14 protein-coding genes and 1 tRNA gene are annotated in these 18504 nt (G+C 45.2%); 7 read left to right on the top strand and 8 right to left on the bottom strand.

Features of this window, described 5'->3' with window-relative positions:
* The first annotated feature begins 176 nt into the window (after positions 1–176).
* Both hflK and hflC read left to right on the top strand, forming a co-directional pair.
* The gene (hflK, locus tag FCL48_RS11920) at positions 177–1304 is read left to right on the top strand and encodes an FtsH protease activity modulator HflK (RefSeq protein WP_136872515.1); all 1128 of its coding nucleotides are present in this window, start codon (positions 177–179) and stop codon (positions 1302–1304) included.
* A gap of 26 nt (positions 1305–1330) precedes the next feature.
* Complete coding sequence (hflC, locus tag FCL48_RS11915) at positions 1331–2269, top strand: protease modulator HflC (protein WP_136872514.1); 939 nt, start codon at positions 1331–1333, stop codon at positions 2267–2269.
* 58 nt (positions 2270–2327) lie between these two features.
* On the opposite strand, the gene FCL48_RS11910 is transcribed toward hflC, so the two are convergent.
* The 3 genes from FCL48_RS11910 to FCL48_RS11900 form a co-directional block, all read right to left on the bottom strand.
* Positions 2328–3017 carry a hypothetical protein gene (locus FCL48_RS11910; protein WP_136872513.1) on the bottom strand — a complete coding sequence of 230 codons (690 nt, stop codon included), beginning with the start codon at positions 3015–3017 and terminating at the stop codon, positions 2328–2330.
* Positions 3018–3122: 105 nt separating this feature from the next.
* Positions 3123–5792 (bottom strand): DNA polymerase I, encoded by a 2670-nt coding sequence (gene polA / locus FCL48_RS11905; RefSeq protein ID WP_136872512.1) that lies wholly within the window; start codon positions 5790–5792, stop codon positions 3123–3125.
* A 199-nt stretch (positions 5793–5991) separates the two neighbouring features.
* Positions 5992–6525 carry a cold shock domain-containing protein gene (locus FCL48_RS11900; protein ID WP_136872511.1) on the bottom strand — a complete coding sequence of 178 codons (534 nt, stop codon included), beginning with the start codon at positions 6523–6525 and terminating at the stop codon, positions 5992–5994.
* Positions 6526–6837: 312 nt separating this feature from the next.
* Between FCL48_RS11900 and hemH the strand changes: the two genes are divergently transcribed.
* Positions 6838–7836: a ferrochelatase gene (gene hemH / locus FCL48_RS11895; protein ID WP_136872510.1), complete on the top strand. Its 999-nt coding sequence runs from the start codon at positions 6838–6840 to the stop codon at positions 7834–7836.
* 31 nt (positions 7837–7867) lie between these two features.
* Here hemH and rodA read toward each other — a convergent pair whose 3' ends face one another.
* From rodA to FCL48_RS11870, 5 genes are all read right to left on the bottom strand, one after another.
* Positions 7868–9004 (bottom strand): rod shape-determining protein RodA, encoded by a 1137-nt coding sequence (gene rodA / locus FCL48_RS11890; protein ID WP_136872509.1) that lies wholly within the window; start codon positions 9002–9004, stop codon positions 7868–7870.
* A gap of 62 nt (positions 9005–9066) precedes the next feature.
* Positions 9067–10944, bottom strand: coding sequence for a penicillin-binding protein 2 (gene mrdA / locus FCL48_RS11885; protein WP_240744830.1), 1878 nt, complete (start codon positions 10942–10944; stop codon positions 9067–9069).
* A gap of 9 nt (positions 10945–10953) precedes the next feature.
* Positions 10954–11484: a rod shape-determining protein MreD gene (locus FCL48_RS11880; protein ID WP_136872508.1), complete on the bottom strand. Its 531-nt coding sequence runs from the start codon at positions 11482–11484 to the stop codon at positions 10954–10956.
* A gap of 8 nt (positions 11485–11492) precedes the next feature.
* Positions 11493–12371: a rod shape-determining protein MreC gene (mreC, locus tag FCL48_RS11875; protein ID WP_136872507.1), complete on the bottom strand. Its 879-nt coding sequence runs from the start codon at positions 12369–12371 to the stop codon at positions 11493–11495.
* Positions 12372–12445: 74 nt separating this feature from the next.
* Positions 12446–13483: a rod shape-determining protein gene (locus FCL48_RS11870; protein ID WP_136872506.1), complete on the bottom strand. Its 1038-nt coding sequence runs from the start codon at positions 13481–13483 to the stop codon at positions 12446–12448.
* Between the two features lie 256 nt (positions 13484–13739).
* On the opposite strand from FCL48_RS11870, the gene FCL48_RS11865 reads away from it, so the two are divergent.
* The 4 genes from FCL48_RS11865 to FCL48_RS11850 form a co-directional block, all read left to right on the top strand.
* Positions 13740–13815, top strand: a tRNA-Ala gene (locus tag FCL48_RS11865).
* 364 nt (positions 13816–14179) lie between these two features.
* Positions 14180–14803 (top strand): transglutaminase-like cysteine peptidase, encoded by a 624-nt coding sequence (locus FCL48_RS11860; RefSeq protein ID WP_136872505.1) that lies wholly within the window; start codon positions 14180–14182, stop codon positions 14801–14803.
* Positions 14804–14818: 15 nt separating this feature from the next.
* Entirely contained in the window at positions 14819–16780 is a 1962-nt protein-coding gene (locus tag FCL48_RS11855) for an EAL domain-containing protein (RefSeq protein WP_136872504.1), read from the top strand.
* A 256-nt stretch (positions 16781–17036) separates the two neighbouring features.
* Positions 17037–18504, top strand: a 1468-nt coding sequence (locus FCL48_RS11850; protein WP_169309196.1) for a retention module-containing protein, incomplete at its 3' end; no start/stop codon positions are given.

The following is an 18504-nucleotide window of genomic DNA, read 5'->3' as shown; positions in this document are numbered from 1 at the left end:
AGGCCACTCACTCTCATAATAAATTAACGATTGCGATTGCAATCGTATCAATCAATTATTAATCTTATCGGTTAACTGGCAGAACGAAATTATAGCGAACTCACTCCTATAATGGTTAGGAGGACAGAGTTCTCTATTGTATAACCTTTTCATAATTGACGAGCAGGAGACCATCTATGTCCAATCAGGATCAACAGCCTCCCTGGGGGAAGAAAAACAAACCTCAGACCCCGGAAGAAGTTGTCGCGCAACTGATTAATAAGCTACAGGATTTTTTCTCGGATAACAAAAAGCCACCACCTCCGCCCGGTGATGCCCCACACCAGCCATCCGGTCCATCTTCTCCCTTTGCAAGCATAGGAAAGCTGTTGGCCATCGCCCTTGTGATAATAATTTTACAAGGTGTGTATTCCTCATTTTTCAAAATCTCTCCCGGTGAAGTTGGCGTTGTCCTCAGACTTGGTGAATATTCAAGAACAACTCCTCCAGGCCTTCACTTTAAAATTCCCTATATCGACAAACTCTTCAAAGTTGACGTAGAAAGTATCAGGAAAGAAGAATTTGGCTTTCGAAGCAGATTTCCAGGACAACAGGCAACATTCGACCGCAAGGGCTATGACATGGAAAGCCTGATGCTTACCGCTGACAAAAATGTCATTAACGTGGCATGGATTGTTCAGTACCGGGTGGCAGATCCTTACGCCTACCTGTTCAAGGTCGCAAATGTCCGCCAGGCTATCAGGGATATGTCCGAGAGTGTAACCCGTCGTATCGTTGGCAATATGGATTTTGATTATGTTCTCAGTAACCGTGACCTTCTTGCAGCCTCGGTAAAGAATGAACTTCAGGATAACCTCGACAAACTTTTTCCAACAGGTATGACAGGAGTCTCAATCGGTACAGTACAGTTTCAGGACATTAACCCACCAGACCCTGTTAAACCTGCGTTTAACGAAGTCAACGAAGCGGATCAGGATATGAAACGTCTGGTCAACGAGGCCCAGGAGACCTACAACCGGGTTATCCCCAAGGCCTCCGGTGATGCAAAGAAAATTATTGAACAAGCTTATGGTTACAGGGCACAGCGGATCAATGATGCCCAAGGTGAATCACAGCGTTTTATGGACATTCTGAAAGAATATAAAAATGCCCCGGATGTTACGCGACAGAGGATGTACCTTGAAACCATGAAAGAGATCTTACCAAATGTACAATCTGTTTATGTGATTGACAAGGATCAGCAATCCCCCATCCCGCTGTTGAACATCACTTCAGCTGCCGGTTTGGCAAATCAACCTAAATAGACAGAAATTACATAAAGGAAATAGATATGAAACAGATCGCTCAATTCTTTCTTGTTGGTCTCGTCCTTCTGGCAATTGTAATTGTCTATGACGGATTCTTCATTCTCGAAGAGGGACAGCAGGTTGTTATCACTCAGTTCGGTGCACCTGTTGGTGACCCGGTAACGGAAGCTGGCATACATTTTAAGATGCCCTTTGTTCAGCACACTGAGATTTTTGAAAAGAAAATACTCATCTGGGACGGAGAACCTAATCAGATACCTACAAATGACAAAACCTATGTGTATCTTGATGTTACCGCCCGCTGGCGGATTTCTAATGCACTACAGTTTTTGCAGGCAGTGAAAAATGAAACCCGGGCCCAATCACTCCTCAGTGATATCATTGATGGTACGGTTCGTGACATGGTCAACAAAAATGACCTCACAGAAATTATTCGCAGTTCCGACTGGTCGCTTGAAACCATGTCAAAATCCACTCCTGCTGCAAGTATCGGCAAAAAACCGGTAAACGGTCGGGATAAAATTTCCAACCAGATACTTGACCTCGCTTCAAAGATCACTCCTCAGTACGGCATCGAGCTCATTGATGTCATGATGAAACGTGTCAACTACATTGAGTCAGTTCAAGCAAAGGTGTATGACCGAATGATCTCTGAGCGAAAAAGAATCGCTGCAGAAAAAAGATCTATGGGTGAAGGCGAGAAGGCCGAAATCCTTGGTACTGTAGACCGTGAGCTCCAGGAGATCCTTTCCACCGCTAACAAGGAAGCAGTAACCATTAAAGGTAAAGCAGATGCAGAGGCCACCAAGATCTATGGTGATGCATACTCTCAGGACCCTGATTTTTATGCTTTTCTGAAAACTCTGGAAAGCTACCCAGAAATAGTTGGTAAAAACAGCTCTCTGGTTCTTTCTTCAGATTCAGATCTTTACCGCTACCTCAAATCTGTCAACGGCAATTAAATCTATCCCCCAGAGTAGACGTGAAACATTTCACGTCTACTCTGGAGAACTGTATACCTTATCCCTCTGCATTTACTGGTTTGTCAAGACCTTCGCTTGTTCCGGGAAAAGAAACATTCTGCTCTTTAGTATAGGGAATTCTTCCCTTGGCCTCAAGAAGTTCACTGAAGGTTTCTAACTGCTCTTCGGTTTCAATTTCATCTATTTTCAACTGCTCAAATCGACAGTTACAGCTATTTAGCGTTCCTTCACACCACGGACAGATCTCAACAATACAGCCTAAAAGATGCTCTTCACCCTCTAAAACCCCGCAAACAGGGCAGCCTGACTTCGCCCCTTTTTTCCCAGATGGAAAAGGTTTTAATTTTTCGATGGCAGGACAATCTTTCAAAAAGGCCGCCTGAGAGCCATAACCAAAAAAAGAGAGCACCTCCTCAGGCACCTCTTTCCGGTATTCACCGAGCAACAGTACCTCTTCTGGGGAAATGACATAGAGATAGGAATAAGAAGTACAAACAATAACGAATAACCCCACCCCACTTTGCTCCATGAGACGGTTCAGAGAGTGTACCGGCTCCTCCCTTGCTTCTGGAAGAGCCACATAATACTCACGAAGAAGGCGCAGTATTCTTTCATCATCCCTATAATTATGGATAACGGCTCTAGCCGCTTTCAGATCATTTTCCGGCACACCATACTGCACGTACATATCCAGCTCTTCCAACAATGCTTCACTCCTATTTTTCACTACCCTGTTCTCCTTTGCTTCTTCCACTATTTACGAGGTCAATGTGTACATCCTTTAGAGGGAGAGGACACAAAACATTCAGCACTCTGGCCCAAAATTCATTTTTTATTTGGCAAGGCTGTGGCCGATTTCAAAATTAGCAACTAAAGGAACATCAAGGGTTAGTGCACCCTCCATGGCTTTTTTAATCACAACCTTTGTCTGTTCCATTTCCTCTTCCGGCAATTCAAATACCAGTTCATCATGTATCTGCAGCAGCATCTTCGCCTGAAGACCATTGGCCTTTAATGCTTCATCACAATGGATCATCGCGAGTTTGATAATATCCGCAGCCGTCCCCTGAATGGGGGTGTTTATCGCCATTCTTTCTGCAAATTCACGCTGACTGCGATTCTTTGCGTGAATATCGGCGACTGTTCGACGCCTCCCCAGCAGAGTAGTAACAAACCCGTCTTCCCGAGCGGTCATGACAATATCTTCCATAAAACGTTGAACGCCGCTATAGAGGCCAAAATATTTATCAATAAACCGCTGAGCATCTTTACGACTGATTCCAAGCTGGTTTGACAAGCCAAAACTGCTCATACCATAGACAATACCGAAGTTTATAGATTTAGCGACCCGGCGCATTTCGGATGTTACCAACAGCGAGGAGACACTAAATATTTCGGCAGCAGTCCTTGCGTGTATGTCAGCTCCTGAACGGAACGCCTCAATCAAAGCTTCATCCTGAGAATAATGGGCCAGCACCCGCAGATCAATCTGTGAATAGTCAGCAGACAAGAATATCAAGCCATCTCCAGGAACGAAAGCACCACGAATGCGCCCACCTTCTTCTGTACGAATAGGGATGTTCTGCAGGTTAGGATCGCTTGAAGAAAGTCGCCCGGTGGCAGTCACCGCCTGATTAAACGAGGTGTGAATTCTACCGGTAACCGGATCTTTCAACAAACTCAGCTTATCAACATAGGTGGATAACAGTTTTGCCATGGTCCTGTACTGTAAAACCAACCTGGGGAGTTCGTGCTGTGCAGCCAACGTCTCCAGCACTTTAACATCGGTGGAATAACCGGTTTTGGTCTTACGTCCGTGGGGCAGTCCCTGTTCCTCAAAGAGTATGACTCCCAGCTGGCGAGGTGAGTTGATATTGAACTCATGTCCGCTAAGCTGAAATATTTCTTTTTCGAGCAAGCTTAATTTTTCATTAAACTCAAGAGAGAGTGCTGCAAGAACCGAAAGATCAATACAGATACCGGTAATTTCCATCTGAGCCAAAAGCCTCAGAACCTTCATCTCTACGTCCCAGAAAAGAGACGACAGCCCGAGATGGTCAAGCTTTTTCTCAAATTCCTGCCATAAAACAAGGGTGCCGTAGACATCTTCACAGCTATAGTTCACCGCGTTATCTATGGGTACGTAGGCAAAACAATCTTCCCGTTTATCACCATTGACTACCTCTGTAAACGACGTCATGCGAAGCCCCCGCTCCTGACACAGGTCATCAAGTTTGAGTGACCGTCCACCGCTTTCCGTCAGATATGCCGCAATAAGTGTATCCGCGAGAGGCCCCCGTAGCTCAAGGCCACTATGCTGGGACAACACTGTGAAATCATACTTTAGGTTATGGCCTACCTTGAGCAGCTTTTCTGATTGCAGATACGGTGCAAGGAACTCTATTACAGACTTTTCATCGAGTTGGCCATCCAATAAGCATCCCTGTTCATCAAGATGACCAACCGGTATGTAATAGGCCCGTTCAAGAGAGGTGCACAGTGAGAGGCCAACAAGTTTGGCCCTGCGAGCGTTAAGAGAGGTCGTTTCTGTATCGACCACCAGCAGGTGCGCATGGTCGAGTTCCGTCCTGAGTTTCTTTAAATCATCAACAGTCGTGATTGCCTTAAAGGTATCGGTTTCAATTTTCTCCGAGGTGTCAATACCTTTTAAAAGTGATAAAAATTCAAGCTCCGTGTAGAGACTTGCAAGGGAACTATCATCTGCCTTTTGGAGGGTAAACTGGTCGATTTTTTCCGGGATCTTGACATCTTTTTTCAGGTCAATCAACTGCCGAGAGAGATAGGCCTGTTGACGATTATCAATGATTTTCTCCTTCATCTTTGATTTTTTTAAGGTATCAACCCGCTCGTAAAGGCCATCAAGCGAGCCATAGTCGGCGATAAGCTTTTCAGCAGTCTTTGGCCCCACTCCCGGAACCCCTGGAACATTATCTGCCGAATCACCAACCAAAGCAAAGAAATCAAGCAGCTGATCAGGCCTCACCCCATATTTTTTCTCTACCTCTGCCCTATCCATAACCTTGTTCTTCATCGGGTCATACATGGCGACACTGTCATCGACGAGTTGCAGCAGATCTTTGTCACCTGAAACAATTACAACCCTGTAACCCTGCTTCGTATATCTTGCTGCTATTGAGGCAAGGATGTCGTCGGCCTCTACCTCTGCCTCTTCCAGCATGAGAATGTTTGACGCCCTGACGAACTCTTTTATATAGGGTAACTGCTCCCGGAGATCTTCAGGCATTGGTGGTCTATTTGCCTTGTACTCCCTATAAAGATCGTGCCGGAAGACTGGCCCTTTGCTATCAAAGGCAATCGCCAGATATTTGGGGCCATGTTCATTTATAAGCTTTTGCACCATCTTCACAAACCCGAGAACGGCATTTGTCGCCACACCCTTACTGTTCGTCAGGGGAGCAATTGCATGATACGCCCTGTAGATATATGAACTGCCATCAATAAGATATATTTCCTCTTTCACTCACAACCCCGTCATTTTTTTTGTTGGTGCAGCCCCTTCTGGCTACCGGTCTGATCCGTTCGATAAACTGTCAAATATAGCTGTTTTTTCCACGTTTGTATTCTACTATCGAACCTTCTACCTGTTTTACAACAGAACAAAAATGGCCCTGGGCTTTACACCCAGGGCCATTTTAGGTCTTTACTAAAAATTGTTGTATTTATCCAGCTGAACGAACCCAGGATGCCTGTGGTCCATTATCCCCATAACTCTCACCGTACACAACGCTGTCACCTTCTGACAGTTCATCTATATTGATATTTTTGAGAGCATTTTCATGAAAGTAGATATCTCTTTCATCAACTGAGGTTATAAAACCGTATGATTCATGGGGAGAAACTTTTCTGATAACCCCTACGTTATCAACCTGCTCGCTCACTCCCGGTTGCTTTTTACTTTTTCGCTTCTTCCTTTGAATTTCTTTCAGTTTCAGGTTCAGAACATCAAACGATTCAGTCAAACCCGCACGGACAATCTCAGAACTTCTGGTTACAACCACCGTGTCATTTGGTACCGTTGCAACAAGTTTGATCTCGTACCCACCTTCTTTGTAATGGGTAGTTGCCTCAATGCTTACACGTAAATGGAGAACGAAATTTGGGTAATGGCGAATAAGCTTTTGTTGCTCATCCTCGATCTTTGTCTGCCAACCTTTACGCAATTCAACATTTCTGGCTTCGATCTTTAGTTCCATATAAATTCCTCCATCTCTAAATCAGACAGTGTTTGCCACTGCTCTATCTTGCACCACATGTGCACCCTGACAGGTTTAGACCGGTAATGCTACGGGCAGACAACAGCCCATATAACCAAGCCCGACCTGAGTATATCTTTATTATATTCTCCTCCACTGTTTAATCAAGGAAAGCTGTCTGTTTTTCCTCAAACAAAAATCACAAGAGTAGTTCATTTCCAATTCTTTTCAGTGTTTTATAGCATTGATTGTAAATTGGTATTAAAATGGCCGAGCAATATCTTGTAACAGAAAAATCAGCGAGAGATTTTCATGGACAAACAGAAAAACGGTGTTGTTCTCCTGAATATGGGAGGGCCTGAAAAAATTGATGATGTTAAACCGTTTCTTTACAATCTGTTTTCAGACCGGGACATTATCAAGTTGGGACCCGCTTTCCTGCAAAAGGTTATTGCCCGTTACATAGCAAACAAAAGGACACCGAAATCCAAAAATATTTATAGTAAAATCGGAGGCGGATCCCCTCTGAAGAAAATAACTTTTCAACAGGCATTCTGCCTTGAAAAAGCTCTCAATGAGACGGGAACAGATCAATATTTTGTGACTGTTGCCATGCGCTACTGGCCGCCGTTTGCCGATGAAGCGATAAAAGAACTCATGGGAAAAGGAGTCGAGCAGATCACAGCACTCAGCCTTTATCCGCATTACTCCAGAGCCACATCCGGGTCCTCGATTTCAGAGTTGAAAAAAAGTATTGCCCGTTTCGCTCCAACACTGCCGACCCACTACATTAAGGAATGGCCAGTCCAACCTTCCTATATCAAGGCACTGGCCGATAACATCCTCGCGGGTCTGAAAGAATTTAACGACCAGGCTGTCCAGGTGGTCTACAGCGCCCATAGTCTACCGACATCTTTTATAAAAGACGGTGACCCATACGTGGACCATCTTCTACAAACAATAGAAGCTACAGAAAAGATTACAGGGCATAAAGGTCAAATTTGCTATCAGTCACGTAGCGGCCCCGTGGAATGGCTATCACCATCCACTCCGGAAATGATAAAGAAGCTGGCCAGCCAGGGATGCAAAAATATTCTTATGGTGCCAATCAGCTTTGTCTCTGATCATGTCGAAACACTCTATGAGATTGATATACTCTATTGCCAGCAGGCGAAAAATCTTGGCATCACTCTGAGATCTTCTGCCTCAATGAACACCAATACTGTCTTTATTGAGGGCCTGAAACAACTGGTGCTACAAGCCGTAACCTCAGAAAACCCATCATTGGCTTCCTGGCGTGGCGGGCAATAAGATCGATAGAACGTAGAGAATAGAATCTCTATCAGGCTACCCGCGTTCCCCCTTCAGACATACTCGCATGGAAACGGCGCATCCGAACATTCATCAGAATTGCAAGACCTAACATTGTTGTAATCAGGGAAGAACCTCCGTAGGAAACCAGCGGAAGAGGGATTCCTACAACCGGCAAAAAACCCATTATCATAAAAAGATTTATTACAGCCTGCCAGAAAATAAGCATCACAACTCCAAAGGACAGCAGCACCCCAAAACGATCTTTAGCATTCATGGCCACATACAGTCCCCAGATGAGTAAAAAGAAATAGACACCTAAAAATACGAGAGATCCTGTAAATCCCCATTCTTCTCCCCAGACAGAAAATGCAAAATCCGTATGTCGCTCAGGTAGAAAATGCAGGTGTCCCTGAGTCCCCTCAAGGTATCCCTTGCCAAATTTTCCTCCACTACCAACAGCGATTTTGGACTGGAGAATCTGGTAACCATGTCCCATCGGGTCATTCTCTGGATTGAGAAAAGTCTGAATTCGCTGCTTCTGATACGGCTTGAGGAGTCGCTCCCAGGCGAAAACCCCAAGCGCAATTCCAGAACTTCCCAGAATAGTGTACGCGGACATCTTTAATTTAACGAAAACTGTCATCGATACAAAAATTATCCCCAGCATCAACGCCGTACCAAGATCCGGTTGCTTTAGAATCAGAACAAAAGGCAGGGCGGTGAGAGCTATCGGCATTGCCAGATCTTTCAGTGAATAGCCATCATTGATTTCTTTTCTTGAATAATAGCTGGCGAGGGTGATAACCAGCATCAACTTGGCTGGTTCTGATGGTTGCAGTTTTAAAAAGCCCATATTAATCCAGCGCTGCGCTCCTCCTGCAGAATCACCGACAAAATAAGAAAGAATCAGCAGCACTATAATAAATATATAAAAAGGATAGTTCCAGAAATGTAATTCCTGATAATCAAAACTGATGACAAAAACAAAGAGTGCAAAACAGATGAGGAAAAAATACGCCTGTTTAATATAAGGTGCAGCACCGTAGCCTTTGGGAGGAGAGGAGGCACTATACAGGTTAAAAAATGCCATGGTGCAGACGAGACAGATAAGAATCATCAGGACCATATCAAAATTTTCAAACAAGCGCCTATCTACACGAAACATATGCCCACACCTACGGTAAAATTTGACAAACTCATCTCAGCATACTCTCAATATTGCGGCTCTCACTGAACAATCTGATTTAATCGTCCACTGAAATACTGTTTAAGTACTGCTTTGGCGATCGGTCCTGCGCCAGAGCCACCATGGAGGCCATGTTCCACAAGTACAGTGACAGCGATTTCCGGATTATCCGCCGGTGCAAAGCAGGTAAACCAGGCATGGTCTCTATATTTATAGGGAATATCTTCTTCTTTTAAGTGCTTGTATTGGGCCAGTTTTACAACCTGAGCCGTTCCAGTTTTACCAGCAATGCGCAGGCCATCAATCGCCACGGACCTTGCAGTACCTCTCTTGCCCTGAACAACCTCTTCCATACCCTTTCTAATGGCTTCAAGATAATGGTCAACACCTGTAAGTTCTGATGTAATTTCAGGCTTAAAGCTCTCTACAATATTCCCCTCAGGGTCTACTACCTGTTCGACAAGTTGCGGTCGATACACCTTGCCACCATTGGCGATGGTTGCGGTCATCAGACAAATCTGTAAAGGGCTGGTAATATTAAATCCCTGACCGATACCTACGGAAAGCGTCTCCCCTTCCTGCCACTTTGCTTTACGGTTTTTAAGTTTCCATTTCTTGGTCGGAGTGAGCCCCGCTTTTTCGTATTCCATCTCAATACCGGTAGGTTTGCCAAGGCCAAGTTTCTGGGCATACTCAGCGAGTGAATCGACCCCAACCCTTTGTGCAACCTGATAAAAATATACATCGCAGGATTGGCTGATCGCTTTTTCAAGGTCGACCGGCCCATGCCCGCTATGCTTCCAGCATCGATAGGTCCGATTTCCAAAAGAGTATCGCCCCGGACAGTAGAACACCGTATCTTCGTCGATGACACCTTTGGCAAGACCTGCCAGAGCTGTCACCATTTTATACGTAGATCCAGGAGGATAGGTCGCCTGGGCGACTTTATTTATGAGAGGATGTTTGGGGTTATCCAGCAACTCCTTCCACTTAGTACTGGAGATCCCTCCGATAAAATCCTGAATATGAATTGTCGGTGCAGAAACCGCAGCCAGAACCCGACCGGTATTCACCTCCATTGCAACCACCGCACCTGATTTTTCACCAGCATCCATATAACTTTCTGCAATCTGCTGTAAATCAACATCCAGGGTTAAGCGAATTTCTCTGCCAGGGAGAGGCTCTTCGGCTTTCAGCATCTGCTGCTCAAATCCTTTGGAGTCGACCTCTGTGTAACTGTGGCCCTTTTCCCCCCGTAAATCCGATTCCCTCAGCCTTTCCAGGCCTCTCTTACCGACGATATCACCGCCGCTATACACCCCACTGTCTGCCTCGGCAAGTTCCTGTTTAGATATAGATCCCAGATAGCCAATGACGTTTGCGGCCAGATCATTATAACGGTAAACCCGAACCGGTTGTACCTCTGTTCTTATTCCTGAAAATTCATGATTGTGGTTTTCCAGATAGGCAAGAGTTTTCCAGTCAATATCCTCTTTCAGCAGAATCGGGAGATATCTGGGTGTACCCGAGGCCTCTCTCACCTTCTCCCAGAGCTCAGACACTTCCATATTCAGAATGGGTGCCAGTCGCTCCAGAACATCACTGAGATCATGGGAATCTTCCTGAAGGAGTGCCACATTGAACGAAGGACGATTGGTGACAATTTCCCTCCCGAATCGGTCAAGGATATGCCCCCTTGGCGGAGCGAGCTGACGGATTCTCACCCGGTTGCCATAGGCACGTTTTTCGTACTCAACACCATTGGTAATCTGCAGGAACCAGAGACGCAGAATGATGACGACAAAGAAAAACAATACGACTACTGTCACCGCAACCAACCTCTTTTTCAGCAGGTCAAGGGCTCCATCGTCTCGTTCTTCAATCTCCTGAACTTCTTTAAAGGCTAATTTCAATCTCATTTCTTCACGCTATTGCGTTCTAGGACGGCGACGCCGCATGGGTTTGCTGCGAAGCTGACGTTTCTGAATATTTTCATAGAGTGAGCTACAGAGTAAAAACATTGGAATTGCAGAAACCATCACCAACGCCGTTCTTTGCAAGGTAACTCCCCAGGACCACTCAGGCAAGAGATCTGGGGACGTGAGAGAACAGATAAAATAGAGAAACATCTGCATCAAAAAATAACTGAGACCAACCAGAGGTATCTGGTAGGTGGTTTCTTTCACAGGGCTTTTATTTGTTAAGATTTTCAAACCTGTAAAAGTAAGCAGGCACATCAGAGGATAAATCCCAAGCTGAATGCCTGCGACAACATCAAGGATCCAGCCAATAGTGAAAACGAGAAAAATACCAGGAATCCAGGCAAAACGGTAGGCGATAATGGCTACGAAGATAAAAATAAAATCAGGGCGTCCAAGCCATAGGGGCAGATACTGTAACAGAGTCGTCTGTAAGACGATGAGTGCAATTCCCAGCAACCAGAATACGAGGACCATCATGAGTGAAGCTACCTCTTTGTAGAGAGATCCATTGAATCGAGAATTTGACGTCTGTCGGTAGGATCAATGAGCACAAATTCAAGTTTTTGAAAATCTACGTACGGGGTGACTTCAATTTCCTGAAACATACCACGTCTCTTTTTATACACTCTCGAAACCTGTCCAAGTGGAATACCGGCAGGGAAAACACCACCGATACCTGCAGTCACAATATTGTCGCCCACCTGTACGTCGGCGTTTTTCAACACATAGTGGAGAACAAAGCCTTTTTCTCCTGCACCTTTTAAGATACCACGGATTCTATTTTTCTGAATCATCACATCAATGGCACTACTGGGAGCATTAGCCAGCAGAATTTTAGAATAGTGCTCCCCAGTGTGAATGACCTGCCCAACAACCCCTGCTGGAGCCAGAGCGATCATTCCATCCAGTACATCATCTTTTCTGCCACGGTCGACAACAATGGTCTGGTACCAAAAGGCAGGTTCCTTGCCGACGACGCGCGCTGCCAGAGGTTGAAAATGTAGTTTTTCCTTGAAAGCGAGAAGCTGCTCAAAGTGAAGATAATTGCTATACCCCTCCCGGTACTCACCAAGTTCCGTGAGGTATTTATCCACCAGAAGACGTAACCGCTTATTTTCTGCCCGTACATTCCAAAGGGCAATATAATCGTTCTTTAAGGCTGCTATTCCTCCAACCGACCGGGTCACCGCACTCTGCAGTGGCCCTATGAAATCGAGAGTGAGTTGATGTGGCGTGCCAAATCGTCCCCCAAGAAGAGAGGCCAGAAGCAGTAGGCCAACCAGCGCCAGAATTATGATCAGAAACAGCACCCTGATAGAGGAAAAAAAAGGCCGTTCCTGCTTGGTTTTAGATGGTTTTCTCACGGATCACTACAGCAAGAGGCAAAATAAAAGTGATGGACAGATATCCATCACTCAGTATAGGCAAACAGTATGGATTATTCGATAGTAACTTCTCTGAGGATATCGATATTATCAAGTGCCTTTCCGGAACCCAGAACAACGGATGAAAGAGGGTCTTCTGCGACAATTATTGGCATTCCCGTGGCTTCTTTCAGACATTTATCGAGGTTTTTCAATAAAGCACCACCACCAGTTAAAACAATTCCATTGTCAACGATGTCTGCTGCGAGTTCCGGCGGTGTCACCTCGAGAGCAACTCTTACAGCCTCAACAATAACATCCACCTGTTCCGCGATGGCAGACTGGATTTCTTCCGCTGTAATCTGGAGGGTCTTTGGCACTCCGGAGACAAGGTCCCGCCCTTTTATATCCATAACCTCATATGGTTCCTCCGGCATGACATTACCAATAGTAGTCTTAATCAGTTCGGCGGTTCGCTCTCCTATTGCGAGGTTATGTTTTCTTTTGATGTATTGGAGAATAGCTTCGTCCATTTTGTCACCTGCGACACGAACGGATTTAGCGTAAACAATACCGGACAGTGAAATGACAGCTACTTCGGTCGTACCACCACCAATGTCGATAATCATATTGGCAGTCGGCTCTGTAATGGGTAGCCCTGCACCGATGGCAGCAGCCATTGGCTCTTCTATGAGATAGACTTCACGTGCACCGGCAGACTCAGCAGACTCTTTCACCGCCCGTTTCTCAACCTGGGTAATACCGGAAGGAACGGAAATGATGATACGCGGGTGCACCAGAGTTCTTCTGTTATGCACCTTATTGATAAAATACCTCAGCATGGCTTCGGTCACTTCAAAATCGGCTATAACACCATCTTTTATAGGTCGGATAGCTGTGATGTTTCCGGGTGTTTTGCCGAGCATCATTTTAGCTTCCTGGCCCACAGCCAGGACTTTATTCATTCGGCCATCCTGACGGACGGCAACCACGGATGGTTCTCTTAGGACAATTCCTTTTCCTTTGACATACAGGACAGTGTTTGCTGTACCTAAGTCTATCGCGAGATCATTTGACAACCAACCAAACAAAAAATTAAATGGAGAGTACATGCATTTTTCCTAGTAATCCAGGCGCTTTACTACGCCCTATATGTAATTTCCCACCTCAATTTCAATCAGAAATGAAGGTGGGAATACTGATGTTTATACAGAAAACAAAGCGCTTCTATCGAGCTTGCAAAACATACCAAACCTCTTTTTCATTAGCAAGTCATATGCTCTGTCCACTCATTTATTTATCATTTTCTGTTGACACGCAAAATAAACCCTGTTAATGATATCCCTGCTTTTTAATGAGACCGTTATTGGGGCTATAGCTCAGCTGGGAGAGCGCTTGACTGGCAGTCAAGAGGTCGACGGTTCGATCCCGTCTAGCTCCACCAAAAATATTGGCACTTACAGTTACTTCTGTAAGTGCCTTTTTTCGTTTTCGGTCCAACTGTCTTCACATGTTCCAAAACATGGAAACAACTCCTGAAACTTTTTCATCCTTTGACCAACTCTTCCTCCGAAGAGCTCATTATTTTCTTTACCTGTCCCGATAATAAAAAACAAAAAATGCAGTGAAAAATTGGAAATATTTTATTTCTTCCACTAAGCTACTTTGAGGACATCCTTTTTTATTAACCGACTCTTACACTTTTTTATTGAAATTGGTCTGAGTTTTTTACGTCATGTGGCTTATTTGTTTTGCTAAACTGTTTCCATATCAATCCTTATATTCTGCAGAAAATTACGTTAATTTTTATGCTGCTCATCTGTCTCTTTGGCATAGGACGCAGCGACAATCTCTTTACTCTTCCCCAGGAGATTGTATCTACAGCGGAATTACAGTACGGCGAATCCGCAAAACTCCGACTGCTTGCCTGGCAAACACTGATCCGTGAAAGTTCGGGGGTAACTGAGGAAGAAAAACTTAAAAAGGTAAACTCCTTTTTCAATCAACTTCAATTCATTGATGATATCGTGCATTGGAAAAAATCAGATTACTGGGCGACACCAATCGAATTTTTGTCAACAGGAGGTGGGGATTGTGAAGATTTCTCCCTGGCTAAATATTTCACATTAAAAGCTCTCGGAGTAGCCGAAAAAAAAATTCACATGACCTACGTCAGAGCCTTAAACCCCAATCAAGCCCATATGGTAGTAACCTACTATGCCTCTCCACGAGCCATTCCGCTCATCCTTGACAATCTTATTGCAGCAATAAAGCCTGCCACCCAGAGAAAAGACTTAATCCCTGTTTACAGTTTTAATGGCTCCGGCCTCTGGCTTGCAAAATCTCGAGGCCAAGGTCAGAAGGTCGGCGACAACGTGCGCCTTGAACGATGGCAAAGCCTCCTTAAAAGAATGCCCGAAAAATTGAAATAGAAAAAGGAAAACATTATGACACTCCACAGGCAACTATTCCTCTTTACCGTATTCCTGGTAATGATTCTTTTTTTAGGTGTTTGGGTTGAAAAGCTCCAGAGTACCCGCTCATTTCTGATAAACCAGTTAGAGTCCCATGCTCAGGACACTGCGACATCTCTTGCCCTGTCACTCTCTCCAGTCATGGCTGAAAACGATTTGCCCACCATAGACACCATGATAAACGCCGTTTTTGATCGTGGTTATTACAGAATCATCAGTCTAAGAGATCCCGATGACAAAGTGATTACGGAACGGACCCTCAAGATTGAGATCGCCGGTGTACCTGATTGGTTTATTGATTTCATTTCTATAAAAGCGCCAAGGGCCGGAGCTTTGGTCATGTCTGGCTGGACCCAGGCAGGAACACTTTTTATTGAAAGTCACCCCGGTTTGGCCTATCAGACCATTTGGAAAACCATGATTCGAATAAGTACATACTTCGTCCTCGCCGGATCAGTGATTCTTCTGCTTGGCAGTTGGGGCTTAAAAGTGTTGCTCAAACCTCTTAAACAGGTCGAGGAACAGGCGGAAGCCATCTGTCGCAGAGAATACCAAATCCAGAAGGTCCTGCCGAAAACCCGGGAACTCCGCCTCGTTGTCGAATCTATGAACCGCATGACTGTAAAGGTCAGGGAGATGTTTACCAGACAGGCGAAGATCGCAGAACGTCTGCGTCAGAAAGCATATTATGACCAGGTGACAGGTCTTGGCAACCGGCGCTATCTGACAGCTCAGGTGGGTGCACGTCTGGAAGCGGCCAAAGAAGAAGTCAACGGAGCCCTGCTGATGGTTCAGGTTGCTAACCTGCAAAACATTAATGAAGCCGAAGGCTTTGAGTCAGGCGACGCTCTTTTGAAAAATGTTGGTGATATTATTCAAAAAGAAACACAAATTTTAAAAGACGTTGCCCTGGCAAGACTTACCGGAGGTGATTTTGCTATCTTCATTTCTCAGATCAGTTCATCAGACACCATTGACCTTGCCGAAATCCTTATGTCTAAAATCAACCGCTTAGCTACTGAAAACAGCAGTAGTACAAATAATCTGGCATATATTGGAGGGGTGTTTTACGAGCACTCACCGACCCTTCCACAACTCCTTGCCGAGGCTGACAGTGCTTTGCAGGCAGCCCGGCAGAAAGGGCCGAATAAATCGTTCATCAATCCATTTTCAGCAGACAAAGACACCGCCGTAAAGGGACGAACATGGTGGAAACAGACGCTCGCCGATGTTCTTCAGCGAAAAGACATCGCCCTTTTTAGCCAACCGGTGATGAACAGTAGAAAACAGGACGAAATCGTCCATCAGGAACTGCTTTCTCGTATTATATTAGAATCCGGCCATTTCGTCAGTGCCGCTATTTTCATACCGCTTGCCGAACGACTAAGAATGATCTCAAAACTTGATCAGGTTGTACTTAGTCGAATCTTCTCTGCGCACGAGATACTATCAAAAATGGACACAATTGCCGTTAACGTCTCGCCATCATCTCTTACCGACCGCTTTTTTGTTCAGTGGGTAATTTCCGAACTTGCAAAACTGCCAGGAAGCTACCCCCACATTATCTTCGAATTCCCAGAATTTGGCGCCGTACAACATCTTGATATTGTCAAAGACTTCTCCAAAAAAGTTGGTGAGCTTGGCCACTCGATCGGCCTGGATCATTTTGGTCAGAGTTTTACAAATTTTGGCTACTTAAAATCACTGCGCCCTGAATACGTAAAAATAGACCGAGGTTTTACTAAAGAGCTTGAGAACGACCAGGGCGACAGCGGTTTTTTTATAGAGGCATTAGCAGGCGTTGCTCACAGTCTTGACATACTGGTCATCGCAGAAGGCGTTGAACGTAATGAGCAGGTGCAGATGTTGCTCGAGACAAACATTGATGCCCTACAAGGCTATCTTTTTGCGCAACCTCAGCAACTCAGTACCTAGGCCATCTCTGAAACAGCTGGATCTGCGGCTCTATTTTCTATTTGCGGAGTCCTACCAAAGCCAAGGGGTATTGTGACTTCACCTTCCCCTGTATTCTCCGTGAAAAATTGTACTTTGGTACAATTACCTTTTGCAGGAATTATTCCTACAATAAGAAGACTCGGTTAATGAAACAAAAAATTATCCCTTACCTAACGGCCCACAACAGAGCAGCACAATGCTCTTGGCTATATAAAGCATATTAATGAGGTACAACATGGCTCAAGTTGGAAAAGTTCAGGCAATCAACGGTATCGTAACTGCACGTTCGGAAAATGGGCAGATCAGAGAACTGCAAGTTGGAGACTTCATCTATGAAAACGAGATAATAACGACTTCAGCCAACGCCAGCATATCTATTATAGGCGAAGATGGAAGTATCATATCTTTAGCAGGCAATGATCAGCTGCTTGTTGACGAATCCGTTTTCGGGGATATTGACCCAAGAGACGCCGTTATCCAAGAGGTTGCTGAACTTCAAGAAGCCATTGTAGAGGCTCTGGCACAAAATCAAAATATTGATGACATCACAGACGATCCTGCTGCAGGAGGCCTCATTGACAGCTATGATTTCCAAACAACTTACCATGCAGGAGATGATTCAAAAGGTCAGGTTGGTGCATATCTCCTAGATAGCAACAACGAGACAACGACCCACGAATACAACCAATATATTGCTGATAGCCCAGACGAAGAAATTCCGGCAGTAGCCACTCCAGTCTCAACCTCTCCTGTCTCAGCCCCCCAAGCACCTGCTATCCCCGGTACACCCGCAACTCCAACACCAACACCAACCCAACCCCCTGTTATAATAATAACAGACGAAGATGAAGACATAACGTCGGCTGATAACAGTGTTGCTGAAGGAAGTGGAGCCACCACAAGCGGCAGTATTGTCATTTCAGCTGAAGCAGGCGTTGCTGCTGTCACGATTGCTGGTCAGGATATAAGCAACGCAACGGCTAGCCCAGTTGTTATAATCGGAGACGAAGGTACTCTTACCATCACCGGCTATAATCCTGCGACAGGTGAGATCACCTACGAATACACGGAAGATGGTGAGGCAGAAGATCATAGTGCAGGCGATGACAGTGTTATTGACCAGTTCACCATTATGGTTACTGATAGCACCGGTGCAAGCAGTTCTGATGTTCTCGATATTCAGATCATTGATACCGCACCAGTGGCAAACCCTGACTTTGTCACCATTTCTGAAGATCTTGCAACTCCATTTAACGGCAACGTAATTACAGGTACTGGCGCAGATACCCTGGGCGCGGATGTAACGACGGTTACTGGAATAACAGGCGGAAACATTGGAGAGGAATTTAGCACCGATTATGGAACATTAATAATTAACGAAGATGGGTCTTACATCTATGAACTGACTCCGGGCAACCCAATTGTTCAAAGCCTCAACGATGGTGAAACTCTCACCGAGGAATTCACCTATACCATCACCGATGCTGATGGTGATACCTCTGAGGCAACCCTTACCATCACCATCGACGGCCTGACCGACGGTGCGCCGACCATCTCTATTGATGATGCGGATGCGGATGTTACTCCTGCCGACAACAGTGTGGTTGAAGGTTCCGGTGACACCGTTAACGGGGCGATCACTGTTGGGGCAGAGGCCGGTATTTCTACAGTCACCATCGGTGGCACAGACATTACCGATGCAA

Source organism: Desulforhopalus sp. IMCC35007 (genome assembly GCF_005116575.1).
Taxonomy (GTDB): domain Bacteria; phylum Desulfobacterota; class Desulfobulbia; order Desulfobulbales; family Desulfocapsaceae; genus Desulforhopalus_A.
This window is presented reverse-complemented; position numbering and strand designations above follow the sequence as displayed.